The 25,155-nt window shown below is 58.4% G+C and carries 18 protein-coding genes; 4 read left to right on the top strand and 14 right to left on the bottom strand.

Annotation, left to right across the window (positions count from 1 at the left end):
- Nucleotides 1-231: 231 nt before the first annotated feature.
- Nucleotides 232-1,314 (top strand): helix-turn-helix transcriptional regulator, encoded by a 1,083-nt coding sequence (locus tag ACR0LN_RS20310; RefSeq protein WP_480432237.1) that lies wholly within the window; start codon nt 232-234, stop codon nt 1,312-1,314.
- Between the two features lie 7 nt (nt 1,315-1,321).
- Here ACR0LN_RS20310 and ACR0LN_RS20305 read toward each other — a convergent pair whose 3' ends face one another.
- Nucleotides 1,322-3,976: a Mur ligase family protein gene (locus ACR0LN_RS20305; RefSeq protein ID WP_480432235.1), complete on the bottom strand. Its 2,655-nt coding sequence runs from the start codon at nt 3,974-3,976 to the stop codon at nt 1,322-1,324.
- A gap of 527 nt (nt 3,977-4,503) precedes the next feature.
- Between ACR0LN_RS20305 and ACR0LN_RS20300 the strand changes: the two genes are divergently transcribed.
- On the top strand, nt 4,504-7,935 hold the full coding sequence (locus ACR0LN_RS20300; protein ID WP_480432233.1) for an SdrD B-like domain-containing protein: 3,432 nt from the start codon (nt 4,504-4,506) through the stop codon (nt 7,933-7,935).
- A gap of 488 nt (nt 7,936-8,423) precedes the next feature.
- Here ACR0LN_RS20300 and ACR0LN_RS20295 read toward each other — a convergent pair whose 3' ends face one another.
- Together ACR0LN_RS20295 and ACR0LN_RS20290 are read right to left on the bottom strand one after the other, a co-directional pair.
- A complete protein-coding gene (locus tag ACR0LN_RS20295) occupies nt 8,424-10,616 on the bottom strand; it encodes a calcium-binding protein (protein WP_480432231.1) in 2,193 nt (730 codons plus the stop codon).
- Nucleotides 10,617-11,071: 455 nt separating this feature from the next.
- Entirely contained in the window at nt 11,072-11,266 is a 195-nt protein-coding gene (locus ACR0LN_RS20290; protein WP_480432230.1) for a hypothetical protein, read from the bottom strand.
- A 315-nt stretch (nt 11,267-11,581) separates the two neighbouring features.
- Between ACR0LN_RS20290 and ACR0LN_RS20285 the strand changes: the two genes are divergently transcribed.
- A complete protein-coding gene (locus ACR0LN_RS20285; protein ID WP_480432229.1) occupies nt 11,582-12,379 on the top strand; it encodes a Stf0 family sulfotransferase in 798 nt (265 codons plus the stop codon).
- 163 nt (nt 12,380-12,542) lie between these two features.
- On the opposite strand, the gene ACR0LN_RS20280 is transcribed toward ACR0LN_RS20285, so the two are convergent.
- From ACR0LN_RS20280 to ACR0LN_RS20255, 6 genes are all read right to left on the bottom strand, one after another.
- The gene (locus ACR0LN_RS20280) at nt 12,543-13,853 is read right to left on the bottom strand and encodes an HlyD family type I secretion periplasmic adaptor subunit (RefSeq protein WP_480432227.1); all 1,311 of its coding nucleotides are present in this window, start codon (nt 13,851-13,853) and stop codon (nt 12,543-12,545) included.
- Complete coding sequence (locus ACR0LN_RS20275) at nt 13,850-15,589, bottom strand: type I secretion system permease/ATPase (RefSeq protein ID WP_480432226.1); 1,740 nt, start codon at nt 15,587-15,589, stop codon at nt 13,850-13,852. Before ACR0LN_RS20275 ends, ACR0LN_RS20280 begins: the two co-directional genes overlap by 4 nt.
- A gap of 374 nt (nt 15,590-15,963) precedes the next feature.
- Entirely contained in the window at nt 15,964-17,838 is a 1,875-nt protein-coding gene (locus ACR0LN_RS20270; RefSeq protein WP_480432224.1) for a polysaccharide biosynthesis protein, read from the bottom strand.
- A 128-nt stretch (nt 17,839-17,966) separates the two neighbouring features.
- Entirely contained in the window at nt 17,967-18,173 is a 207-nt protein-coding gene (locus ACR0LN_RS20265; RefSeq protein WP_480432222.1) for a hypothetical protein, read from the bottom strand.
- Between the two features lie 160 nt (nt 18,174-18,333).
- Entirely contained in the window at nt 18,334-18,942 is a 609-nt protein-coding gene (locus ACR0LN_RS20260) for a sugar transferase (RefSeq protein ID WP_480432220.1), read from the bottom strand.
- Nucleotides 18,939-19,793, bottom strand: coding sequence for an NAD-dependent epimerase/dehydratase family protein (locus tag ACR0LN_RS20255; protein ID WP_480432218.1), 855 nt, complete (start codon nt 19,791-19,793; stop codon nt 18,939-18,941). The genes ACR0LN_RS20260 and ACR0LN_RS20255 overlap by 4 nt, the downstream gene beginning before the upstream one ends.
- Before the next feature lie 93 nt (nt 19,794-19,886).
- Between ACR0LN_RS20255 and ACR0LN_RS20250 the strand changes: the two genes are divergently transcribed.
- Nucleotides 19,887-21,014: a polysaccharide biosynthesis/export family protein gene (locus ACR0LN_RS20250; RefSeq protein WP_480432216.1), complete on the top strand. Its 1,128-nt coding sequence runs from the start codon at nt 19,887-19,889 to the stop codon at nt 21,012-21,014.
- Nucleotides 21,015-21,025: 11 nt separating this feature from the next.
- Here ACR0LN_RS20250 and ACR0LN_RS20245 read toward each other — a convergent pair whose 3' ends face one another.
- Genes ACR0LN_RS20245 through rfbB form a run of 5 tightly spaced genes read right to left on the bottom strand, consistent with a single transcriptional unit; the run spans nt 21,026 to nt 25,155 of the window.
- Nucleotides 21,026-22,279 (bottom strand): glycosyltransferase family 4 protein, encoded by a 1,254-nt coding sequence (locus ACR0LN_RS20245; protein ID WP_480432214.1) that lies wholly within the window; start codon nt 22,277-22,279, stop codon nt 21,026-21,028.
- Nucleotides 22,276-23,145 (bottom strand): glucose-1-phosphate thymidylyltransferase RfbA, encoded by an 870-nt coding sequence (rfbA, locus tag ACR0LN_RS20240; protein ID WP_480432212.1) that lies wholly within the window; start codon nt 23,143-23,145, stop codon nt 22,276-22,278. The genes ACR0LN_RS20245 and rfbA overlap by 4 nt, the downstream gene beginning before the upstream one ends.
- Complete coding sequence (gene rfbD, locus ACR0LN_RS20235) at nt 23,142-23,993, bottom strand: dTDP-4-dehydrorhamnose reductase (protein WP_480432210.1); 852 nt, start codon at nt 23,991-23,993, stop codon at nt 23,142-23,144. Before rfbD ends, rfbA begins: the two co-directional genes overlap by 4 nt.
- On the bottom strand, nt 23,990-24,118 hold the full coding sequence (locus ACR0LN_RS20230; RefSeq protein WP_480432208.1) for a hypothetical protein: 129 nt from the start codon (nt 24,116-24,118) through the stop codon (nt 23,990-23,992). Before ACR0LN_RS20230 ends, rfbD begins: the two co-directional genes overlap by 4 nt.
- Complete coding sequence (gene rfbB, locus ACR0LN_RS20225) at nt 24,115-25,155, bottom strand: dTDP-glucose 4,6-dehydratase (protein WP_480432206.1); 1,041 nt, start codon at nt 25,153-25,155, stop codon at nt 24,115-24,117. Before rfbB ends, ACR0LN_RS20230 begins: the two co-directional genes overlap by 4 nt.

The following is a 25,155-nucleotide window of genomic DNA, read 5'->3' as shown; positions in this document are numbered from 1 at the left end:
ACGCGGGGCACAATTTGCCGCTAAAGTGGTATCGGCGATATGTGACTCAATCATATATCACGATCTTATGCGCGCATTCCCGCCGATTTTGCCTTTTGGGGAAGGATGATAGGGCTATCATGCGCCCTAATTGGGCTGTTTGCTTGCCCGGTTTTTCTACGCTTGTTACTCTGCTCATGCATTTTTGAAGAAAGTTTATTCAGTAGTTGGTTTTGGGGGCTGTCGGGGGACATGTCTGCAGTTGATTGTAATGTGCAGGAATATGATAGCCGGGTGAAAATGGCATCACGGCTGGCGGTTTCGGCTGATGTCGGAGCAGCCTGTATCGGAATCATGGATTGGCGGAGGCGCAAGCTGGTCGACAGTTGGGTCGGACCGGGTCGATCTGATGCCGATCTGCGCGAGGCTGATGTCATCCAGCTTGTATCAAAATCTCTGGCGACTTTTCTGGCCTGCCAACAGCCGGACCCCGCGCTGCGTCCAAACAATCAACGATCGTCGCCGACAAGCGAGGCGGAAACCTGGCTGCAATCCACACGCTATCTGATCGGTGTTGGCGAGCGGGTCGGTGACTTCGTCCCGATAACGGCGTTTGTGAATGCGCCTTCGGTGGTGGTTCCAGGCGGTTTGCTGCGGCTGGCGCGTATCGGCCTGACCTATGCGGATCAGGTTCTCCGTGATTATTCCGGCAATCAGCGTGAGCGCCAAAAGACCGGCCGCGGAGGTATTCCCGAGACCATCCTACACAGCCTGTCCTTTGGTTTCGTGGTAACAGACGCCAATGGGGTTGTCGGGTATATGACCGAGCAATCCAGGCAATGGCTTGAAGACAGCAAAGAGCTTTGTGTCGCCGGTGGCCGGTTGAGCGCACGTCTGCCGCAGAACCAGAAGATGCTGCATAACGCGTTGGCGGCGGCGACCGGAGAAGAGGGGAAGTTGTCTGTCGTTCAAATCGACGTGTCCGGCGGGTTGCCGACAACCATCAGCGTACTGCCGTTGGGTGCGTCGTCAGGATTGGCACTGGTGGTGTTCAGATATGTGAGCGGCGATGGTGCACTACGCGACGGGTTGTTGGAAACGATGGGGCTGACTGTGGCCGAAAAACGCTTGGCCAAGCAATTGCTGGCAGGAAAATCCCTTGCGGACGCAGCCGAGGAAAACAACCTGACCATCTCGACCGCGCGCAGCTATCTCAAACGGATATTCGCCAAGACAGGTATCCATCGGCAAAGTCAGTTCATCACGCTGTATCATACACTGATGCCGCCGCTGCTGGTTGACGATAAGGGCCAGCCGGAAGAGCGGTCGCACTGACCCGAGGCTACAGACCCTTTCGTTTGCGGAACCGGTCGATATGGCCAAAGGCAAGGCCGGGTTTGATCATCAGCACCACCAGGTCGCCGGGCCGGGCTGTGTCCAATATCTGCCCGACCAGCGCATCGGTGTCGGTGTCGATAAGGATTTGATCGTCGGACGCTCCGTTCGCGATCAGCGTCTCCCGCGAGACCTGCAGCATTTCTTCTTCCGGGTTGTCGCCTGTGTAATAACCGTATTTGGGCAGGCTTACCGGATCAGGCAGCACTGCAATGTGGTCAAAGACAGGCAGCAGGAAAGGGGCACCGCTTTCAAGCTTGAAGGGCCCGCTGTTGCCCAGAATCTGGACGGCCAGAAGGCGGCGACCGGATACAGGCATTTCTCGCACAACCCGGCAGAGCTCGGTCACGCCGGTATCGTTATGGGCGTAATCAACCAGCACCGAAAAGGGCAGGTCGCCGATCATGTTATAGCGACCCGGATTCATGTCGCGGCTGCTCTCAAAGTCTGACAGGGCGCGGCGGATCACATCCCCAGGCAATTCCTGGGCATCCGCCAGGGCAATGGCGAACATCGCGTTCAGCGTGTTGAAGCGCAGCAGACCGTCCAGCGTGGCCGGGATGTCCCTGACCGGCATGACTGGGACGCGGTGTTTCCCGCGTGCCATTACGATCCAGTCTGTGCCGTCCTGCGGGGCGACAAAGACACCGTCGCCACCCTGATCCAGATGCGCGGCCAATGCCGGAGCCTCGGCGGACTGGGCCACCAGAATGCGACGTGGCGCGGTGACCGTCTGCAGTGCCTGCAGGCACAGGGGGTCTTCGGCATTGACCACCACGGCTGTCCGAGCCCGCTGGATCACACTGGATTTGAGACGCGCCATATCTTCAAGCGTTTCGACGCCATCCTGCCCCAGATGGTCCTCCTGCACATTCAGCAGCGCCGCCACATCATAGTGATCGCATGCCTGACCAAAGCGAATTAGTCCAAGGCGCGGCATCTCCAGCACCGCAGCCTCGACGGCCGGATCGCCAAACAACATCTCGGCTCCTGGCAATCCGCTCAGGTTTTGCGCGTCGATCTTGTCGGGGCCGATCCACGTTCCGACGGTGGTGCAGACACCAGCGGTTTTCCCGGCGCTCTGCCAGATGTGATGCAGCATCATTGCCGTGGTGGTTTTTCCGTTGGTGCCGGTGATCGCGGCGGTCGGGATGCGGGCAGGGCGCCCGGCAAACAGCGCGTCGAGCACCTCTCCGTTGATATCGCGCTCGGGATTGCTCAACCAGTGCGGGCGGAATCCCGGCTGGGCGTTGACCTCGCAGATCGCGCCACCGCCCTCGCGGTAACTGACCGAAATGTCAGGGCAGATGAAATCCACCCCCGCGACGTCCAACCCGACCAGCCGCGCGGCGCGCAGCGCGGCCATCCGGTTGTCGGGGTGCACCTTGTCGGTCACATCGACAGCAGTGCCGCCGGTGCTGATGTTTGCCGTCCGGCGTAGGGGCACGAATTGCCCCGCTTCGGGGATGCTGTCTGGGGTCAGCCCGGCATCCGTCAGGCAGGCCAATGCTTCGTCATCGCCGCGAACCCTTATCAACATGCTGCGCATGTCGCTGCCGCGCCGGGGATCTGCGTTGAGCTGGTCCAGCAGCGCGTCCACGCTGTGCTTGCCATCTCCTGTCACACCACCGGGGATGCGCCTTGCGGCCATCATCATGTTGCCGTTCACCACCAGCAAGCGGTGATCGTCGCCGGGAATGAGAGCTTCGATCACAACCCCCTGGTCTTGCAGTTCGGTTGCTACACCAAAGGCTTTAGCCAGCTCTTCGTCCGAGGTGATCCCGACATGCACCCCGCGCCCCTGATCCAGCGCAACCGGTTTCAGTACCACTGGCCATCCAAGCTCTGCTGCTGCGGCTCGGGCCTGATCCAGCGTGCGAACATAGCGCTGTTCGGCCACAGGTAGTGCTGCGCGGGCGAGACGTTGATTGCAGAAAAATTTGTCACGCGACAGCTTTTCGGACAGCGATCCGGTTTGGTCGGTAAAGCTGCTGCGGAATTTGCGTGCATGGGCGCCCCAGCCGATTTGCACGGTAAGCTGGTTCAGTGCCGTGACCGGCATGTCCCGCTCAATAGCGGCCCGGGCAAAGCGCATCGTGCTGGGGGCCACCCCGCCGGATTGCTCCCGTTCGAGAAAACCGGACAGGCGTTGCTGAAGCGCGGCGAGATGGTCCGGCTCGTCCGAGGCCAGCGCGGACAGCGATGCGATCATCATCTCAGTTGCATCCCGCACAAGCTGCTGGCGCTGCCATGGCAGCGCCAGCCGAATGCGGTCCGAGGTCTGATTCAGAACCTGTGCCCGGCCTATTGGCGTTCGCGCCCATTGTTGCAGAGCCACGATCAGGGCTGCAGACAGATCCGCCAGCGCAAACGGGCTGCGTCCTCCGACCAGCAGCGGCGGCACCCAGTCCGGCCCGGCGAGATCAGGCATTTCACCGGTTAAGGACAACTGAGCCAACCCTTCCGGTTGCCCAAGACGCGCCAGTACCGTGTCAGGGACCAGCCCGGTGATGCCCAGATCAAGCAGCGCGGTTTTGCCCGCGATATCGTGCTTGCAGCCGTGAAAAAACGTCAGAGACCGAACCTGAAGACATGTCTGCATATGCGCTCTCCACAATAGGTGCCACGAGCTTTAACACGGTTTTTGGGGCTGCCGGGTCAGAACTTCCCGAACATCTGATGACGTGAAACCCAATGGTGGATTTGTGCCACAAACGGTCGATCTGCTCCGGAAACGAAATATCCCATCTTGGACAATTGTTTCCCCAGATTGGCAAATTTTGTAGCTCTTTGAGCTCACTGAACTAAATCTTGTCAATTTTGGGGCGAAAATATTGACGGATGATGCCACCTGGTTCCTTATATTACGTGAAGTCCGAAACAAGGAACTTTAACCAAGACAGAATACCGGGGGACGAGCATTTTTGGCCTGTGACACATTAAGTCTGTTTGCCATGAATGTATTGACTATATCGATTGGAAAAATCTGATCGTCGGGGGCTGCGTGAACTCATTTTAGTGCAGCCCCTTTTGGCAGATATCGGTTTTTTGAATGTTCCCTGATATCTGCATCCTGCTTACCGCAGGTGGCGTTTTTTGAGTACGAGTATATAGGTAAGGGGAACAACTGTGACCTACAGTTATCAGGAATATGAATGGACGGCTTTGACCGAAGCCGATCTTCTGGGCCAGGGCGGCAACGGTTCAAGTATCGGGTGTGGCGACACATTTACCATGCCCGGCAGCGCAACTGTCTGCCTGTCCACCAAGGACGACGACTATTCTCTGTCGGGTGACACCCGTTGTAACGAAAATGCTAATGATCGCAGCGGTCAGAAAGCATATGTCGATGGTGAAGCTGTTGGCGGGCAGATGTATGCCGAAAGCTACCATGTCCTGAAAGGGTCGGACGGCCAAACTTATTACATGATCGAAATCGAGATCGAAGGCCACAACGCACCCGGGGCAGGCGACGATTATTTCACATTCTACGGTGATGTACCCCCAGCCGGAACGGAACTGACCGTTGTGCGGACATGTAATGTCAAAGGCAACTGGGTTGACTACAAATGCCTGGGTGCCGGTGACAAGGTCGAAACCGGTTCGATCTCGGGCACGGTTTTCTGTGACGTGGACTGCGACGGGATCAATGGCGAAATTAAGGTTATCCCGGGTTGCGATTACACCATCGAAGCCGAAGACATGTACAGCAGCGGGTTCAAGGTGGTCGGCGGGGCGCAGGCCTCAGGCGGAGAGCTGGTAAAGCTCTATTGCCCCGGTGGTAAAGGTGCGCTTTGCAAAACCTTCGATGGTAAATCCGGGACCTATGACGTGAAAATCCGGGTGCAGGACGAAAATGATGGACAGAGCACCATCAAGCTGAAGGTCGGAGGTGAGTTTGTCGAGGCAATTCGCCTTGATGGAGATGCCGATGGCGGTGGGTCGAACAACGGCGGTTTCTCGACCTACATCATCAAAGACGTTGCAATTCAGAACGGCGAGGACCTGACCATCAAGGCCTGGGGCGACGGCTACGAGTATGTCCGCATCGACAATATTGTCCTTGAAGGTCAGGACGAGGTTGAAGTTGTTTCGGAACCCACCAAGGCCGGTGTCACGATCAAGCTACTGGACCTGGACGGGAACGTTATTGCCACGACACAAACCGATGCAGATGGCAATTACCGCTTCGATGATGTGCTTGTCGGCGATTACAAGATCATGGGTGTTGCTCCGGACGGCACTGAATTCACCATTCGGGATGCGGGCTCCAACGATGCGATCGACTCGGATGTCGATGCGAATGGTATGTCCGGCGTTGTTACTGTAACTGGCGACAGCGAAACCGACATCGACCTTGGTGTTTGCGAGAAACCCGAGCCGGGTTCGCTGTCGGGTCGCTATTTCCGTGACACGGATGGGGACAGCATCGATAACAACAACGGGGACGAACCAGGCATTGCCGGGGTTCTGGTCACCTTGCTGGATGCGGCTGGCAACCCGACCGGTGCGACCACTGTGACGGATGCAAGCGGGAACTACGCGTTCACCGGACTTGAGCCGGGCACCTATGGGGTCAGGTTCACCGATCCTGACGGTGTTCTGGTTGGTAAAGAGTTGGTGGATGCCAATGTCGGCGGTGACGATACATCTGACAGCGATGCGATCGGCGATTCCACGTCGTCGCTCATTGAAGGTATCGAGGTCGTCTCCAATGCCGACACCGGTGATAATGACGCTGGCGTTCGCAACTCCGACCCGATGACGGCCGAACTGGGCGACACCGTTTGGCTGGACACGTTTGGTGACGGTATCCTCAACGACGAGACCCTTGATCCGTTCTTCTCGGGTGCTGAGCAGGGCGTGGAGGGCGTGACCGTACATCTGCTTGCATCGGATGGTACCGTACTGGACCAGCAGGTCACTGATGCGGACGGTAAATACCTGTTCACTGGCCTTGCGGCTGGTGATTACAAAGTTGGATTTGTTCTGCCGGCAGGCTTTGCCTTTACCGCGGCTAATCAGGGTGGCGACGATGCGCGGGATTCCGATGCCGTAACCATGGCTGGTGACCCGGACTATGCAATGACGCAAGTGGTCACGCTGGCTGAAGGGGAATCCAACCTGACGCTGGACGCTGGCCTGCTGCGCTGTGGGTTGATCGAGGGGTCTAGTCAGATTGACGAAAACTCGCCCGTTGGCGGTTTCGATCTGCTGGTGGGCTGCGAAGGAAGCGACACGATCTTCGGACGCTCGGGTGAGGATACGCTGATCGGCAATGGTGGCGACGATACCCTGAACGGTGACAGCTATGACGACCTTCTGGAAGGTGGTGAGGGCGCAGACGACCTGAATGGCGGGTCGGAAAATGATACCCTCATCGGTGGCGCCGGCGATGACGATATCAACGGCGATGGCGAGGTTGACACCGCCGTCTTCGGTGGAAACTACGCGGACGCAACGATCGAGATCGTAAACCTGTTCACCGGCGAGTTGATGATCAATTCTGTCGACGGTTTGGACCGGGTGCGCAATGTCGAATTCCTGCAGTTCGATGATATGACAGTCGCGGTTAGCGAGATCCTGCCGGGCGGAACGGGCGATTCAGTGGCGGCCCCGCTGCCTGGCGGCTCGGTCAATATCGATGTTCTGGCCAATGACATTGAGTTGTCAGAAGGGACCTTGTCAGTGGCGCAGGTCAATGACGGCGGGTTTGGTTCTGTTGTGATCGAGGCCGATGGCACTGTGACCTACACGGCAGGTGCGGATTTCAATGGGTTTGATTTCTTCAACTACACCGTTACCAATAGCGTCGGGTTCGTCAGAACGGTCGAGGTTCAGGTTGGTGAAGTGCCCATGCTTGATCCGGCTGACTCCGATGTGACCGTTCTGGTTGAGGCGCCGGGTGACAATGGTGTGACTTATGACGGCACCGGGGGTGATGACCAGATCCTTGGCACACGTGGCGAGGATATCATCAACGGACTGAATGGAAATGATATTATTGATGGCGGCCGCGGAAACGACAATCTGCGTGGTGCGTCAGGCAACGATATGCTGATCGGTGGCGAAGGTGACGACCGCATTAACGCAGATGGTCAGGGTGATGTCGCTCTGGGTGGTATCGGCGACGACGCCTTGGCTGGTCAGACTGGCGATGACATTCTGTTCGGGGGCGTCGGAAATGACTTCGTCCGCGGCTTGCAAGGTTCTGACTTTGTGTCTGGCGGTGCAGGAAATGACCGCTTCCTCAGCCCCAATGACGGTGCCGATACAGTCCTCGGTGGCGCGGGGTCGGACGAGTTTGTCTGGTCCGAAGCCGATGATGCTGGCGAACGCGATTTTATTGATGGGGAAAGCGGTGTCGACACGCTCGAGATTACGCTGAACGGTGCTGATGCGGTTGAGGTTCAGGCCGAAATCGATGCCTACTTGGCAATCGTCGATGCCAATGCACCGGCACCGGGCAGCATCAATGACGGCAGTGTGTTGACGGATACGTTCAGCTTCACAAGCATTGAACTGGATATCCGCAATATCGAGGATATTCAGCTTCTCTGATTTGCCTCGAAGGTTCCTGTATTCACAGCGGACCATTCCATTTTAAGATTCGGGCCTGTTTCTTCAGGCCCGGATTTTTGTGTTTCAACACACTCTTGAAGCTAGCACAGTCAGCCCCTTCGAGGCGAGTGGGGTCTATTCCAAGGCGGAGGAACGCGCTGTGTGAGAATTGCGAGGCTGAGAGCCTTTTCCGGATGGATGATTGCGGAGGCACCATCTTGCAGTGCGCAGGTAGTCAGTCATGCGCTGATCTATGATGTTGTCTCTGACCAACCCGGGAGAGATTGCGCATATGCTTGAGGTATGGAGCCTTGCTCAAACCTATGTCGCCTCGGGTGTCTAAAACCGGATGTGCAACGATGCCGGACAGTTTTTCAGGGGATTACAAAATCAGAACACCGCCCCTGAAAAAATCAGGGGCGGTGCCCGGGGGACGAGTTCCAGGTCTGTCCTAAACCGACCGGGCGCTCGGTCCTTTCTCGTTGGAGTTATACGATGACATCTTCTGCCAGAAGGTCATAGTACAGGTAGCCGCCTCCGGAAGAAACGTTTGCGTCTGCATCAAGATAACGGTCGACAAAATCCGGAACGGTGGTGTTCGGCAATGTGTCGCCTGCAAATCCGTCAAGCGGCTTGTAGCCAGCCGGATATTCCGGACGTGTGCCTTCCCAACCGGTATCCGGGCGATCCGGATCGCAGGTTTCGACGCCAATGCACTTGTTTTCAAAGTAGATGACGCCTTTACCTTCACCGAAGTCTGTTTTCTCCAGATACTCCAGCAGAGCTGCGTTGAATTCACCTTCATCACCCGGAACATCTTCCGGAGGCAGGAGATCCAGACCCAGTTCCGAGAACAGATCTTCGACCAGAACCGTATCACCGGTCAGGTTCGATCTGATCTCAATGTCATCGCCATTGACAACCATGGCTTCCAGGAAACCTTCATGGGCTTCATGGAACACGAGACGGTCATTGTTGATGTAGCTGAAGTCAGTTACCACATTGCCTTCGCCAAAGCTTGCATAGGCAGCAAGTACGATTGGGCCACTGCAAATCTGATAACCGAAGACGAAGTCGTCGCCATCCGCACCACCGGTCAGGGTGTCAGCACCCTGGTCAGCGATCAGGCAGTCTTCGTCCTTGTTACCAAAGAGCGCGTCGTCGCCATCGCCACCCAGCAAGGTGTCGTTGCCTCTGCCGCCATGCAGGCCGCCAAACGGCGCGTCCGGATCAACGGTGTCGCCGCGGAAGTCGTTTCCTGCCTGACGATAGCCAGCTTCACCCGCGGTCATGTCGCGGTCGTCGCCGCCGCCACCAAACAAGAGGTCGTTGCCTTTTCCGCCGAACAGTTCGTCGGTTGATCCCTCTTGGTTACCTACGTTGAAGAACACGTCGTCGTCATCGCCGAACAGGACGTCATTACCGCCATCTCCAGCGACATAGTCTTCGTCTTCACCACCGCACAGCGTGTCAGCACCGCCGCCACCGCGCATCCGGTCATCGCCCGAGCCACCATCGGCCAGGTCAGCGCCGCCGCCGCCGCCGATGTTGTCTTCACCTTCACTTCCGTGAATGTGATCGCGGCCAGAGCCACCCCAGATCCGGTCGTCGCCGTCGTTGCCGTCGATTGTGTCAGCACCGGAGTCGCCGCTGATGTCATCATCGCCGTAGCCGCCGTTGATGTGGTCGCCGTCTTCGCCGCCGTAGATGGTGTCGTTGCCCCAGCCGCCGTCGATTTTGTCAGACGCCGGGCCGACTGCCGCGTCACCGTTGGCATTGTCACCCCAGATAAGGTCATTGCCGAAGCCACCGTCGATGCAATCTTCGTTGTCATTACCCTGGATGTTGTCGTCGCCCCAGCCGCCGTCAAGCGAGTCGTCGCCGCCGTTGCCGCGAATGACGTCATTGCCGCCGTCGCCATAGACTTCATCGTGACCGCGTTGACCAGCCAGGAAGTCGTCGTCCTCGCCGCCCGACATCCAGTCGTTGTCATCGCCGCCGCGCAGAGCGTCCTTACCGGAGCCACCCCACATGGTGTCCTCGCCGGCACCGCCATTGAGCGCATCCATGCCCGCATTACCGGCCATCACGTCGTTGTCGTCGCCGCCATACATGGCGTCATCGCCTTCGCCGCCCGACATGTGATCTTCGCCGGATCCGCCGTACATGAGGTCATTGCCCGACTGGCCGATCATCAGATCATTGCCCAGCCCGCCATACATATCGTCGTTACCCGATCCGCCGATCAGGCAATCGTTGCCGGTACCCCCGACGAGGGTGTCTTTTCCGGCATTGCCCATCAACAGGTCGTCGCCGATACCACCGTTCAGCAGGTCGTTACCGCCGTTACCGGCGCCCACGTCGTTTCCGGCTTCACCGAACAGGCAGTCGTCGCCGGCAATGATATCCAGTACTGCGCCGTCACCGAGCATCACGTCGTCGCCCCAGCCGCCGCCTATTGTGTCGTCGCCGAGTTCGCCGCGCACATAGTCGTCGCCTTCATTGCCGAGCAATACGTTGGCGTTGTCGTTGCCAAGAATATAGTCGTTATCACCAAGACCTTTGGCTTTGTTGATGCCGGCATTATCAGCGAGTTTAAGGTTGAGATTATCCGATTGCGGCGTGCCAATTAGGACTCCGCCAGGCAATGCATCCCATGCTTTTGAAAGTTTATCAGACATATTTACCCCCGGTAAAAATGATCACTTGAACAAATTCGAGCCGGGCAATCCGGCCCGAGTGCAAAAAGCATGGCGGCATAAAACCGCCAAGCACTGTACAACTGAGCCATTTAAGAGAGACGCAACGCTACCCCCATTTGGGGGCAATCACCGGAGATGGGCTGGAAACAATGCGGGCATATTGTCTTTATTGCGGGAACCTCGAGGCGTCTTGCGCCTTGAGGCCCCAGGACCCGCCCCCCGAGAGCAGGATAATACGCCTGACGGTTGGAACCCGTGCGTATTCCGCATGTACCACGGTCAGAACCCGCCCGGCAAGCCGGGCAAGGGTGCCGCTCACGTCATGTTGATTGAAAAACAAGGCAAAATTTAGGCGTTTGCGCTAGGTCGATCTGGTCGACAGGAATGCTCAATGTCCCGGGTATTACCCGTAAAGGCGGATTCGTGCTTTAGGCTCAGCTATCCCGGAACGCCCTGTCAAAATAAGTTGTCAGCGGCGTCAGCAGATAGGCCAGCGGCGTCCGGTCCTGCGTGCGGATGAACGCGGTGACCGGCATCCCCGGAATCAAAATCTGACCTTCGCCCAACTTGTCAAGCTCTTCCTCCGGCAGTTCGAGTTCGACATTCTCGGTCCTCCGTTTCTCAAACATAACGGTGGTCCAAATCAAATGGGGCACTCCAAAAAAGCGGATCTTTGACAATGGCTGAGAGTATGGGGACTAGTACATTGGTGGCAGAACAATTCAAAGTACCTTGTGTGTATAAGCTTGATTGGTGTGTGAGACGGCGGCAGTATAAGGTATTCTATTTGGGAGTGTTGGATGAACGATATTAAGGTGTGATCCTTTTGCGTTTACTGCGGAGAAGTAAATAAATGGGATTGAGCTAGTGATGAACTCACTCGGAGTTTCTAGGAAAGCTATCAGGTACCTCGCTTAAAAACAGGATTTATTGATTTAGAGACGATGAACCCAGCAAGTTCGGCACTTATCAAAGATTGCCTGCATGCAGTCGCAGGAAGAGTTTCAGAAATTTTTCTGCCAGACCTCAAAAAATATGTCATTATTTCTTCTGGGCGGTCAGGATCTAACCTTCTTGTTTCATTACTTAAGGCCACTCCCAATAACATTCAGCACGGTGAGATACTTGGTGAGTTCCAACTGCAAAGCATGGCCGTACGCCGCCGTATTAACAAGATAGGTCCTAACGCGTATCTCGACCGCCGCTTGAGCCGCATGACGACCGAGAGGCTTACCGGTGTTAAACTACTCTATAGGCACCTCGAGAACGACTACGGTGAGAAATTTGGTGTTCCGGGCACCGGCGCATTAATCAGTCATTTGCTTTCGAACGCAGATATTCGAATTATCCATTTGAGCCGCAAGGACAAACTGGCCGTCCTGATCTCTAGTCGTCTGGCATATGAAACGGGGGAATGGGTCGGGGGCTCCTATGGTGATAGAACCGTTGTTCTGCCCGTTGACTGGGTTCGCGGTCGGTTTGCGTGGCTGGAAGAATGGGAGAGACGGATTGCTGAAGTATTTCCTGCGCAGCGGATATTGCAGATGACTTACGAAGAGCTCGTGTCTGACACCGAAGAGGAGATGGGGCACCTTTTTCGGTTTCTCGAAATACCAGTTTCGCCTGTACACTCAAGTTTGTCGAAGCAGAACAGACGTCCTAAGGCTGAAGTGATCGAGAATTATGCTGAATTGTCAGAGGCGTTTTCCGGTACGCGGTATGCTTCCTTGTTTGAAGGGTAATGCTAATCGCAAGGGGCTTGCCGGAACACGTTTGTCTTATGATGTGCCCCAGACTCTGCTCAGTTAGAGTCACCTTATGCCAAGCCAATTGCCTTCGATGCTTGCGTTTGTGCGCCTCACCATCCTCAGCTTTGGCAAGCAAGGGTGTATCCCGGAGCGCGTCTCAGCTGTCTCTGAACGCCCTGTCGAAATAAGTTGTCAGCGGCGTCAGCAGATAGGCCAGCGGCGTCCGGTCCTGCGTGCGGATGAACGCGGTGACCGGCATCCCCGGGATCAAAATCTGACCTTCGCCCAACTTGTCAAGCTCTTCCTCCGGCAGTTCGAGTTCGACACGATACCACGAGGTGCCGGTCTGGTCGTCCACGAAGGCATCGGGCGAAACCTGGGTGACCGAGCCATAAAGATCCGGTGTGCTGCGCGTGTCGAAGGCGGAAATCTGCATTACCACGTTCTGGCCGTTATAGACCTGATCCACGTGAATTGGGTCAATCCGCGCCTCGATGATCAAAGGCCGGTCCTGTGACACCAGGTACAGGACCGGATCGGCCGGTCGGATGACCGACCGGCGACCAAAGACACGCAGGTCATAGACAACCCCGGCAATCGGTGCGCGGATGTCCAGCCGTTCCAGCCGCTCGATCAGCGAACGGCGCTGTTCGGCCAGTTCCAGTTCGTTGAACTGCAGATCGCGCAGGCGGGTGATGGCCCCTTCGCGGCGGGCCGTATGGATCTGCAACTCTTCGATCTCCAGCTCGGAGATGCGCTCCAGGGTCTGGGCACGCTGTGCCACAAGATTGCCGAGCGTCCCGGCCAGGCGGGCATCTTCCCGTTGTAGGCTGAGTACTCGCGAGGCCTGCGCCAACCCTTTTTCCAGCAGGGCCTCCTGGCTGATCAGTTCGCTTTCAAGCAGCGTTTGTTGGCGGTACAGCGCATCCATCTGAGCATTGATCCCCTCGACCTGATTGTTCAGCTGGACCCGCTGGGCCCGCAACTGTTCAACTTCCTTGGCTTGGGTGTCGTTGCGCGCTTTGAACAGCCGTACCTGCCCGGCGGCCACAGTGGCAATCTCGGGGCGCTGTTTCACATTTTCCAGCAACATGGGATCGAAGCGGACCTCGTCCAGACCGTCGCGCTCGGCCTCAAGCCTCCCGCGCCGGGCGATCAGTTCAAACAGCTGTCCTTCAACGATCGTCAGTTCCGATTGCAGCAGCGTGGGGTCGAGCTTTACCAGGATGTCATCCTCGGCGACGGTGTCGCCTTCTTCGATCAGGACCGCCTCGACCACGCCACCGTCGGGGTGCTGGACCACCTGCCGGTTCTTGTCGACGACGATCCGGCCCGTTGCCACCACAGCCCCTGCAATGTTGGCCATCACCCCCCAGGCACCGAAGCCGCCGATCAGAAGGGCCATCATTGCCACTCCCACGATCAGGGGGCGGGTGGCCGAGAAGGCGCGTTTTGGGTCTTCACTCATGATACACCGACTGGATTGTTGGCCGCCTTGCGGATTTCAGCGTGGTTCTTGACCACCTCGGCCAGAACGCCCTCGCGCGTGCCCCAGGCCTTGCGTCCGCCGTTTTCAAGCATCAGCAACATGTCACATTCCTTGATGGCTGCCGGGCGATGCGCCATGATCAACACCGCATTCCCGGCCTGTTTCATCTGCCGGATCGCGCTATTCAGCGCATTCGAGCCTTCGTTGTCGAGGTTCGAGTTCGGCTCATCCAGCACCAGGATCACCGGGTCCCCGTACATGGCACGCGCCAGGCCGATGCGTTGAATCTGGCCACCGCTGAGCTGCCCGCCCATCACGCTGACCTGTGTGTCATAGCCATCGGGCAGCTTCAGGATCATGTCATGCGCGGCTGCCTTTTTGGCGGCTTCGATGACCTTGGCGTGATCCGGCTGGGTGCTGAGGCGGGCGATATTTTCGGCGATGGAGCCATCGAATAGCTGCACCCGCTGCGGCAGGTAGCCAATATATTGTGCTAGTTTTTCGGCTTCATATTGTTCCAGCGGAGCACCATCCAGACGGATCTTGCCACCCGCCGGGAGCCACACCCGGGTCAGGGCGCGGGCCAGGGTCGATTTACCCGATCCGCTCGACCCGATCACGCCAATGGCCTGTCCGGGTTCTACGTTGAAACTCACCATCCGCAGCGACGCCTGCCGCGAATTCGGCGGCACCACAATGAGCTGCTCCACGTCCAGTTTTGCCTTGGGTTTTGGCAGTTGAACACGGGGCACTTCGGGCTGCACTTCGGACAGCAGTTCGATCAGATTGTCCCAACCGCGCCGGGCGCGCTGAACCATGGTCCACTGGCCCACCACCAGATCGACCGGCGCCAGCGCTCGGCCCAGCAGGATCGAGCCGGCGATCATCGCACCCGGTGTCAGTTCACCATACAGCACCAGATAGGCGCCAAGCGCCAGCATCGCCGATTGCAGAAACAGCCGGAAGGTCTTGGTCGCCACCGAAAAGCTGCCGCCCAGATCGTTGGCATGCACGCTTTGCTCCAGAGCTTTGCCGCGGGCCTTGTGCCAGCGTTCGAACGAGCTCTCCTGCATGCCCAGACTGCGAATATGCTCGGCTTCGCTGTGCAGGTGCTCGGCCATGCGGTCGGCGCTGTAGGTGGCCGCGGTCGACTGCATCACTGCGTTTTTTGTGGTCAGCTGGTTCAGCACCGTGATCAGGATCAGCAGACTGCCGCCGGTAACCGCCAACGCGCCCAGCCAGGGGTGAAAAATCGTGATGCCCAGCAGGAAAATCGGGGTCCACGGAATGTCGAACAGGGCGGCAAAGGTCGGAGAGGCATAGAACCGCTGGACAGCTTCGAGGTCCTTGAGCTGATTGTCTGATTGCTTGGTATCCTGTTGCAGTGACGCTTTCATTAGCATCGCGCTGAACACCCGCCGGTCGAGCTGGGCCTGGAAACGCGCGCCCATGCGCGCCAACACCCGCCCGCGGGCCCAGTCCAGCACCCCCATGGCCAAAAACAGAAAGGCCATCAACACGAATAGTGCTAGCAGCGTTTCTTCGGACCGGCTGCCCAGAACCCGGTCATAGATTTGCAACATGAAAAGTGGGCCGGTCAGCATCAGCATGTTGACGAAAATGCTGAATATTCCGGCCGCCCAAAGCAGCCCCTGGTTCTTGCGGCGTATATCGCGCAACTCGGCTTGTCCGGCCGTGCGTTCAGACTTCCGCATTCAAAATCTCCATTTCCGTCCGCCCCCCCCGGCAATTCAGTCTGTATCCCGTCCGTATCGCAGTGGAGCACTGACCCTGCGGTCCAAAAAATATCATGTGTCAAAGATAGGTGAATGTAATCAAGTGAATCGTCCATAAAGATTAGCCTTTCGGGGGGCGACCCGTCACCATCGGATTGCGGCGGCGCCTGAGGGGTCTTGCGGACGATCAGTATATTGAGGGCAGGCCACCAGGCCACACTCCATATGGAGTTGCTCTGGTCGGCGATTGTGCTTTTCGGGTCATACCTGCACCGAAAGAACATGTGACCGTTAATTTTTTGGACACAATAATTCCAATTCCCCGCGTTTGTTTTCAGGTCTGTCGCGTCGGTTCAGGAGGTTTTCAATTCCGGTGCTACCGTGCGACCGACTTCAACGCAGTGCAGGATCAGAGCATGGGCTGCCGCTTCGTCGCCGCCCGAGATGGCCTCGCGCAAGGTACGCAGCGCGCCGGCAATCTCGATTTCTGACAGGGCCTCCTCGCGGGCACAGAAAATCTTGGGATGCCGGGTGCCGGTCAGATCCTTCGACAGGGTCAGCTCTTCCTCGATCTTTTCGCCCGGGCGCAGGCCGATCACCTCGATCTCGATATCGCCGTCGGGTGTGTCCGAGTCGCGTACTGTGTAACCAGCGCTGGCTATCACCTGCCGGGCCAGTTGCATGATTGGCACCGGTTCACCCATATCCAGCACGAAAACCTCACCGCCGCAGGCTTCGGCCCCGGCCTGCAACACCAGTTGCGCCGCTTCCTGGGTGGTCATGAAATAGCGTTTCACATTCGGGTCGGTGACGGTGACCGGGCCACCCCGGCTGACCTGATCCTGAAACAGCGGGATCACCGAGCCGCTCGACCCCAGCACGTTGCCGAACCGGACCATGGTGAAAACCGTTTCCGTGCTGCGGGTGGCCAGATCCTGTACGACCAGCTCGGCCAGACGTTTTGAGGCCCCCATCACATTGGCCGGGCGCACCGCCTTGTCCGATGAGATAAGGATGAAACGTTCGACTCCGGCCCGGGCCGCTTCTTGCGCCAGAGTCTGGGTTCCCAGAACATTGTTGGCCAGCCCCGGCAACGGGTTCATTTCGACCAGGGGGACATGCTTGTAGGCCGCCGCGTGCAGCACCACCTGCACCTCATGATTGATCAGCGTTCGGTTGACCTGCTGCGGGTTGGTCACCGATCCCAATATCGGAATAATCTCGGTGTCCGATCCTTCGTTCAGCTGCATCAGCTCCTGATGGATGGTATAAAGCGCCAGTTCGCTCAACTCATATAGCACCAGCCGATTGGGGCGGCAGGTCAGCAGTTGGCGGCAAAGTTCCGACCCGATCGATCCCCCGGCGCCCGACACCAGAATTGAACGTCCGGTATAACTGCCGCAGGCCCTGGCCATCTCCATGTCGCGGGCGGCGCGGCCAAGAAAGGCCTTTGGCGCGATAGGGGTAAGCTTGTCGACCAGTTCCTCCTTACCGATCAACTGCGCGAAAGAGGGCAGCGCCTGTACTTCAAGCCCCATCTTTTGCAATCGACGGGCGATCTGGGCCTGTTTCGGCTGGCTGAGCGATGGCATCGCCAGCAGAACCCGGTGGATGTTGCGCTGCTCCACCAACTCGGCGATTTTGTTGGGCGAGAGCACGGGCAGACCTGTCATTAACACCCCCTGCAAAGAGGTCTTGTCGTCGACAAAGGCGACAGGGGTGATGCTGTCATGGGCACGCAGGGCCTGAACCAGCTGCATGCCGGTGGGCCCGGCGCCATATATCAACACCCGGCAGCTTGGCTGGCCGCTTTGATAGATGGCGCTGACAATATGAAATAACAGGGTACGGATGCCCGCAGTCATCAGGAAATAGATGATGCCAAAAACGATGTAGGTCCCCAGTGGCAGGCTCAGCCCGGAAACCCGGGTCAAGGCCACAGACAAACCGGCCACTGCCGCCGCGTAGATCGCGGTCAGACCGACGGCGTTTCTTTCGTAAGATTTGAGCTTGATGTTGGGCAGCCCCAGTCGTCGCGCGATGAAGGCCGACGCGAATATCAGACAAAGCAGAACCGGAATGATCTGATCCGAGGTGATGTCAATTGTTTCGGGAATAGGTTGCAAGGCATAGGTTGCCAGTACGGCGAGCAGGATCAGCCCCAGATCAATGGATAAAAAAATCCACGCCTTTTGTTTCCGGCTTAGAGAATTAATCAAATTCAACATTATTCGTGTCCCTCGCAGGATATCCCACAATCCCCGGCTGTCTGCTCAACCAGCGTCATGAGATGCCCCGTCGGTGCCCGTTTTCGGATCTCCCGGCGGGGTACTCGTCAGGAAACACTAACGCAAGGTCAGCTATCTCCCAAAAGGAATTCTTCAATGAATCCAAGCGGGCAAATAATTGCCTGCAGGGTGGCAATGCTGAACCCCGTTGCATTGACCCCGAGGAATGGCCGCCCTTTTCCAGGATCATCGGATGCCTGCCCGTGGCCATCTTGCGTGCCATCTTCAATTCCCAAAAATGACTTTGACCGCTGTTTTGCATCTTTTGCGTTCATACTGGTAAAGGCTTAGTTAATGATCAACGCCGTTTGGGGGCCAAACGGTGAAATTTAATGAAACTTAATAAATCGGTATGCGATTTGGGCATCGGATTAGTGTGTAGTGCACTAAATCCGAGCATGTTTCTCTTTCACGCGTTCAGTAGCACGATCCGATTCAGCGGCGAAACAGATTGCCGATCGTCTCAAACACCAGCGTGAAATCGTAGCACATGTTCTGGTGACGCTGATAGATCAGGTCGAGCCGCGCCTTGGTCGGAACGCAGCAGCGGGTGTAAACTGCGTCGGTTTCTTCGGGTGTGGTGCAGCGTGCCAACAGCGCGGCTTCGTGCCGGTGATAAACGATTGTGGCAAGACCGGTGACGCCGGGGCGTGATTTCAGCACCTGCGCGTAAAGATCGGGACAGCGTTCGACATATTCGCGCAGAGGTGGGCGCGGGCCGACAAAACTCAGATCGCCCTTCAGGATGTTCCAGAGTTGCGGAAGCTCATCCAATCGTTTTTCCCGCAGCCAGGCGCCGGATTGGGTTATACGTGCCGTCTTGTCGCCACCCGACACCCCGCTATCGGTGTCCACCACCGTCATGGTGCGCAGCTTCCATAGGTTGAATGGCTTATCCACGCCCTTCATCCGCTCGGCCACGTAAAACACCGGTCGCCCTTCGCGCCACAGGACCCACAGCGTCAGCGTCAGCAGGAACGGCCCCAGGATTACGATCAGCAGGCTGACGAAAAACAGATCGAATATGCGTTTGCGCCAGGTCATGCGTGGTGGCTCTCCTGTGTCACACGTGGTTTCAGACCGTACCACTCTGCCACCATATCCTTCGGAGCGGCAGGGGCGGGGGGGCACAAACGCAACAGTCGCTCGGCTGACAGATGAACTTGCGGGATCGCGTCTTCGGGAGCCGGGCGCGCAGCCCATTCCAGCCCGGCGGCATCCAGCAGAGCGCCCATTTCGATCGGGGTGGGGGCGGCAATGTTCAGCACGTCAGGCAGATCCGGCGCGATGCACAGTGTGGCCAACACGCGGGCCAGCGACACCGGTCCGATATAGCTGCGCAGGGGCGTCCTGCCATCGGCAAACCGATCCAGCATAAAGCTCGGTCGCCAGCCGCCCAGTATGGCGTCGAGTCCGGCGATATTGCCGATCCTCAACGATGTCACTCTCGCCCCCAGTTGCGCGCCCAACTCTGCGCCCTCGGCCTCCATCGCTGCTTTGACACGACCGTAATCCGATACCGGTGCAAGGGTGCGGCTTTCCTCCAGAAGCCCGGGGGTCGTCCCATACACCGCTGCTGACGAGGCCAGCAATACCCGCGCTCCGGTCTCGGCCCCGGCCCGGATTGCCGCGCGGGCCAGTGTCAGATTGTCATTCAGATCATCCCCGGTTGCGGCGCGGGCGCTGGTGACACCGGCCAGGCATAGGACCGTGCCACACTCTTGTGCGGCGCGGATCAGCGCCCTCGGATCATTCAGCGGATCGAAATGAAACCAGCCCGGTCCGGGTATCGGATGCCGGGTTTGCCAGCGGGCTTGGTCCGCAGACCAGCATTGCCGCAATACGCGCCCGATCCGACCTGTTGCGCCAAGGACCAAAACCTCAGGAAATTGCATGGAAATCTCTGTTCATGTTGACCCTTTTTCAGGGGTCAGTATCTTAGCCGCAAAAATAATCACAAGGCGTTTCGCCAAATCGAGCAGTCGAACATGCGCTTCAAGATCCATATTCTGGTGCTGATCAGCCTTGCGCTGGTGACAACTTCCTGTGCCCGCGGGCGTCTTCCCGGCGGTGCCCCGGTCAGCGAGGAGATCCTGGACCAGGCCAGTGCCGAAGGTCCCGGCTTTGCCCTGTATTCGGTCAACCGCGCCTTTCTGCCCACTGCCGCGCAATGGCCGCCCACCGGCACGCAGGAAAATCTGCGCTGGATCGGTGCCAGCCAGGGCGCGAAGACCCAGATCATTCAGCCCGGCGACAAGCTGACATTGCGGATCTGGGACAGCAGTGAGAATTCGCTGCTCACCTCGATCGAGCAAAAGCTGGTGCAGTTGCAGGATGTCACCGTGGCCTCGAACGGCACGATCTTCATGCCCTATGTCGGCAATGTCAGCGTCATCGGCCTGACCCCGGACCTTGCCCGCGAAGAACTGCAGGGCGCGCTCGAGGCGATCATCCCTTCGGCGCAGCTGCAGTTGGATATGACCGAAGGGCGCAACAACTCGGTCGATCTGGTCAGCGGCGTGGCCCAGCCGGGCATCTACCCCATGCCCGACCGCAACTTTACGGTGATGGGGCTTATTTCCGCGGGTGGCGGCATCAGCTCGACCCTCAACAACCCGCAGATTCGGCTGGTGCGCGGCGGAGCCATCTATGGCACCTCGGTGGATCGGCTGCTGAACAACCCCGGGCTTGATACGTTGCTGCGCGGGGGCGACCGTGTGTTTGTCGAAGAGGATGAACGCTATTTCCTGTCCTTCGGCGCCACGGGTGAGGAATCTCTGCATATCTTTCCCAAAGATCAGGTCTCGGCGATGGACGCGGTTTCGATCATGGGCGGGTTGCAGGATAACAAGGCAGACCCCAAAGGGCTGCTGATCCTGCGCGAATATCCCGGATCGGCGATGCGGGCCGGTACTCGCGGGCCGCGGCAGACGCGGGTGGTGTTCTCGGTGGATTTGACCAGCGCCGACGGGCTGTTTTCCGCCCGCAAGTTCCAGATCAATCCCGACGATCTGGTGATCGCAACGGAATCGCCGATCAATGACGTTGTAACCGTATCCAACATCATCGGTAACTTCGTCGGCGTGTTCAACGCGACCAGTAATATCGGGAATTAACCTGCAACGTGTCAGCCCGGCATCGCGATCCGTGCTGCTTCGGGCACCAGGCTGTTCATGCGGGCGATGTGTTCGGGTAGGCAACGGGTCAGGAAGTCGTATTTCCCGACGACATGCGCCCGTGCCTCCGGGCCTATATGGGCGTAGGCATCCGGGTTGGCCAGCACGTCGATCACCTGATCGGCCAGTGCGCCGTGGTCGAAAAAATCCACCAGTAGTCCGGTTTCGCCATGGGTGATTGCCTCGCGCACCGGGGCCACATCGGAGGATACTACTGTGGCCTGCATCGCCATCGTCTCGAGCAGCGACCATGACATCACGAAAGGCATGGTCAGCGCGACGTGGCAGCGGCTGAGCTGAACGATCTGGCAATAGTTGGAATAGGGCACCTTGCCGACGAAATGGACCCGGTCCCAATCCAGCAGATGGCCGACTTCGGCTTCCATCTCGCCGCGGAACCCGCCGGGATGGCCGCTTTTCTTGCCGTAAGAGATATCGTCGCCGCCGATGATGATCACCCGCGCATTGGGCCGCGCCTCCAGGATTTTCGGCAAGGCCCGCATGAAGATATGGAAGCCCCGGGCGCGCTCCATGTTGCGCGCCATATAGGTAAAGACCTCATCTTCACGCGAGAGGGAACGTCCCAACCGACCCAGCGACAGGCTGACCTGCGGGTCGGGGCCCAGCAGATCGGTGCGGATGCCGTCATGGCAGGTGTAGAACTTGTCATGGAAGCTGTTGGGAAAGGTGTTTTTCTGCCATTCGGTGGGCACATGACCCAGATCCACTGTCTGGATATTGGCAAAGGGCACCGCATTGCGCGCATGCAACAGGAAGGGTGTATGCTCTGAAACAGGCTCTTCGGGGTCGAACCCGACCATCCCGCCGCTGCGCAGGTAAAAATATTCGAAGAACCCCAGGATCGGAACATCGGGCCAGATTTCCTTGAAGAACAAAAGCTCGCCCCAGCCGGTATGACCCAGCACCAGATCCGGTTTGAACCCTTCCTGACGCTCAAGCTGCCGCGCTGCCATGGCCGCACCGAACCCGGCGCCGGTGGCCTCTTCCCAAACCTTGGACAGGCCGTAGGCGTCATTGGCCGGGGTGTGGTGCGGTGTGTAGACAACGGATTTCACGCCAGCGATCTGAGGTGCCGGGTTGCGCTGGGTCAGAAAGACTAGCTCATGCCCGCCCTGGGCGGCCAGCCATTGGATCAATTCGCGGTACTGGCCCGGCATGTTTTGATGGACGAGCAAAATCTTCATTTCAAAAGCCTTTCCAGATAGGCACCATAGGTGTTCTTTGAAAACATATCGGCCCGGTTTTGCAGCGCCTGATCGCTGATCCAGCCCTGCCGCCAGGCGATCTCTTCGGGGCACCCGGCCTGCAGGCCCTGCCGTTCTTCGAGCGTGCGCACGAAGTTGCCCGCATCCAGCAGGGACGCATGGGTGCCGGTATCCAGCCAGGCATAGCCGCGCCCCATGGTTTCGACCTGCAGGCTGCCCGCGTCCAGATACATCTGCAGCAGATCGGTGATCTCAAGCTCACCCCGGGCCGAAGGCGTGATTTTTCGCGCCCGCGCCGGAGCGGTGCCGTCGAGGAAATAGAGGCCCGTCACGGCATAATTCGACGGCGGTTGCGCAGGCTTTTCGATGATTTCTTTCGCGTGGCCCTGATCGTCGAAATCCACCACCCCATAGCGCTCGGGATCGGCCACGTGATAGCCGAACACGGTGCCGCCGCCCCGCGCATCCGCAGCCGCCAGTAATTCCGGCAGACCGTGGCCAAAAAAGATGTTGTCGCCCAGCACCAGCGCGCTGGGACCGCCATCCAGAAAATCCTCGGCCAGCAGATAGGCCTGCGCCAACCCGTCCGGGCTGGGCTGTATAACGTAGGTCAGCCGCACCCCCCACTGGCTGCCGTCCCCCAGCGTGCGTTTGAATTGATCCTGATCCTGCGGCGTGGTGATGACGCAGATATCGCGAATACCCGCCAGCATCAGAACACTGAGCGGGTAATAGATCATCGGCTTGTCATAAAGCGGCAGCAGTTGCTTGCTGACGGCCATGGTGATCGGATAAAGCCGCGTGCCGCTGCCGCCGGCCAGTATGATCCCCTTGCGTGTGCTCACCCGATCTCTCCCAATTCAGTCAGAATATCTTTTAAACCTGTTTTCCAGTCCGGACGTGTAATGCCGAATGTGGCCGTCAGTGAGGTGCAATCGAGGCGGGAATTGAGCGGGCGTTGCGCAGGCGTCGGATAATCGGCGCTGGGAATATCCACGACATCGCAGGTGATCCTGGCCTGCGCGAAAATTTCGCGCGCGAAACCGGCCCAGCTGACATCCGGAGTGCCCGCAAAATGATAGGTCCCCGCCTTGCCCGGATCGGTGCCGAGTTGCCTAGCCATCTCTAGACAGGCTGCGGCGATGGCGCGGGCTGACGTCGGCCCCCCGATCTGATCGGTGACGACGGTCAGACGGTCCCGTTCCCGCCCGAGCCGCAGCATGGTCTTGACGAAATTTGCCCCATGGACGGATACCACCCATGAAGTGCGCAAGATGGCCGCCACACCCCCCGCTGCAGTGATGGCCTGTTCGCCTGCCAACTTGGTACGCCCGTAAGCGCCCAGTGGTTCGGTTGTGTCGCCGGGCGTCCATGGGGCCTCGCCCGTCCCGGAAAACACGTAATCGGTCGAAATCGAGACAATGGGAATCCCCAAGGTGGCGCATTCCCGTGCCATTTCACCCGGCGCGGCCCCGTTGATGGCCATGGCCAGCGCCTCTTCCTCGTCGGCCCGGTCCACTGCGGTATAGGCGGCGGCATTGATGACCGCATGTGGCTGCGCCGCGCGGATGGCTGCAGCACATGCGCCCTGCGTGCTGAGATCCGCTGCCGTCCGATTCAGACATTGTACATGCGGATACCGTGCCAGTTCGCGCGCCACCTGCCCGGTTTGCCCGAACACAAGAACGGTCATAGGCGCTGCTCCCCATCTTCATCCTTTTCCAAATACTCCCGCCGGAGGCGCGATTTTTCTGGGAAAAATCGGTTTTTTATGCCTCCGGCGGGGATATTTCCGGCCAGATGAAGCAAGCGGATCATGCCTTCACCCCCAGCCGTTCCCCCACGCCATCCCGGTTTTGCAGGGCCCGCCACCAGCCTTCGTTGTCGAGATACCATTGCACTGTGCGCTCCAGCCCTTCCTCCAACGTCACTGAGGGCCTCCAGCCCAGTTCTTCACGGATGCGGGTAGCGTCGATGGCATAGCGCAGATCATGGCCGGGGCGGTCGGTGACAAAGGTGATCTGCTCCGCATAAGGCACAGTTTTGGGGCGTTTAGCGTCAAGGATCGCGCAGATCATCTGCACCAGATCGATGTTGCGGGCCTCGTTTTCACCGCCGATATTATAGGACCGGCCCACCCGGCCCTGCTGCACCACCAGCAGCAGCGCTGCGGCGTGATCCTCGACATAGAGCCAGTCGCGCACGTTCTCGCCCTGTCCGTAGACCGGGATTGGCTGCCCGGCCAGTGCGTTCAGGATTACCACCGGGATCAGCTTTTCAGGGAAATGATAGGGGCCGTAATTGTTCGAACAATTGCTCAGCACCACCGGCAGGCCATAGGTTTCATGCCAGGCGCGCACCAGATGGTCGCTGGCTGCTTTGCTGGCCGAATAGGGGGAACGCGGATCATAAGGCGTTTCTTCGGTGAACTGCCCGGTCGCGCCCAGCGAGCCATAGACCTCATCGGTCGAAATGTGATGAAAGCGAAAGTTGGCGGGTTTGCCCAGCCCAGCCCAATAGGCGCGTGCCGCCTCGAGCAGCGTATAGGTGCCAGTCACGTTGGTGTCGATAAATGTGCCCGGCCCGTCGATCGAGCGGTCCACATGGGATTCCGCGGCCAGGTGCATCACCGCGTCCGGCCTGTGTTCGGTAAAGATCGCGTCCAGCGCCGCACGGTCGCAAATGTCGGCCCGCACAAAGGTGTAATCGGGCGAGCCCGAGACCGGTGCCACATTCTCAAGGCAGGCGGCATAGGTCAGAGCATCAAGATTGACCACCTGATGCCCGTCGCGGACGGCCCGCCGCACCACCGCCGATCCGATGAAACCGGCACCGCCCGTGACCAACAGCTTCAT

The sequence above is a fragment of the Ruegeria sp. AA6 genome, assembly GCF_056542865.1.
The sequence above is the reverse complement of the archived record's forward strand: the minus strand, read 5'-3'. Positions and strand labels throughout refer to the sequence as shown.

Bases quoted from the DNA above. Each gene is read 5' to 3' on its own strand.
- ACR0LN_RS20245 (WP_480432214.1), bottom strand. From the start codon at position 22,279: ATGAAGATTTTGCTCGTCCATCAAAACATGCCGGGCCAGTACCGCGAA.
- rfbD (WP_480432210.1), bottom strand. From the start codon at position 23,993: ATGACCGTTCTTGTGTTCGGGCAAACCGGGCAGGTGGCGCGCGAACTG.
- ACR0LN_RS20280 (WP_480432227.1), bottom strand. From the start codon at position 13,853: ATGAGTGAAGACCCAAAACGCGCCTTCTCGGCCACCCGCCCCCTGATC.
- ACR0LN_RS20285 (WP_480432229.1), top strand. From the start codon at position 11,582: ATGAACCCAGCAAGTTCGGCACTTATCAAAGATTGCCTGCATGCAGTC.
- ACR0LN_RS20275 (WP_480432226.1), bottom strand. From the start codon at position 15,589: ATGCGGAAGTCTGAACGCACGGCCGGACAAGCCGAGTTGCGCGATATA.
- ACR0LN_RS20310 (WP_480432237.1), top strand. From the start codon at position 232: ATGTCTGCAGTTGATTGTAATGTGCAGGAATATGATAGCCGGGTGAAA.
- ACR0LN_RS20270 (WP_480432224.1), bottom strand. From the start codon at position 17,838: ATGTTGAATTTGATTAATTCTCTAAGCCGGAAACAAAAGGCGTGGATT.
- ACR0LN_RS20290 (WP_480432230.1), bottom strand. From the start codon at position 11,266: ATGTTTGAGAAACGGAGGACCGAGAATGTCGAACTCGAACTGCCGGAG.
- rfbB (WP_480432206.1), bottom strand. From the start codon at position 25,155: ATGAAGCTGTTGGTCACGGGCGGTGCCGGTTTCATCGGATCGGCGGTG.
- ACR0LN_RS20305 (WP_480432235.1), bottom strand. From the start codon at position 3,976: ATGCAGACATGTCTTCAGGTTCGGTCTCTGACGTTTTTTCACGGCTGC.
- ACR0LN_RS20255 (WP_480432218.1), bottom strand. From the start codon at position 19,793: ATGCAATTTCCTGAGGTTTTGGTCCTTGGCGCAACAGGTCGGATCGGG.
- ACR0LN_RS20230 (WP_480432208.1), bottom strand. From the start codon at position 24,118: ATGATCCGCTTGCTTCATCTGGCCGGAAATATCCCCGCCGGAGGCATA.
- ACR0LN_RS20260 (WP_480432220.1), bottom strand. From the start codon at position 18,942: ATGACCTGGCGCAAACGCATATTCGATCTGTTTTTCGTCAGCCTGCTG.
- ACR0LN_RS20295 (WP_480432231.1), bottom strand. From the start codon at position 10,616: ATGTCTGATAAACTTTCAAAAGCATGGGATGCATTGCCTGGCGGAGTC.
- ACR0LN_RS20265 (WP_480432222.1), bottom strand. From the start codon at position 18,173: ATGAACGCAAAAGATGCAAAACAGCGGTCAAAGTCATTTTTGGGAATT.
- ACR0LN_RS20250 (WP_480432216.1), top strand. From the start codon at position 19,887: ATGCGCTTCAAGATCCATATTCTGGTGCTGATCAGCCTTGCGCTGGTG.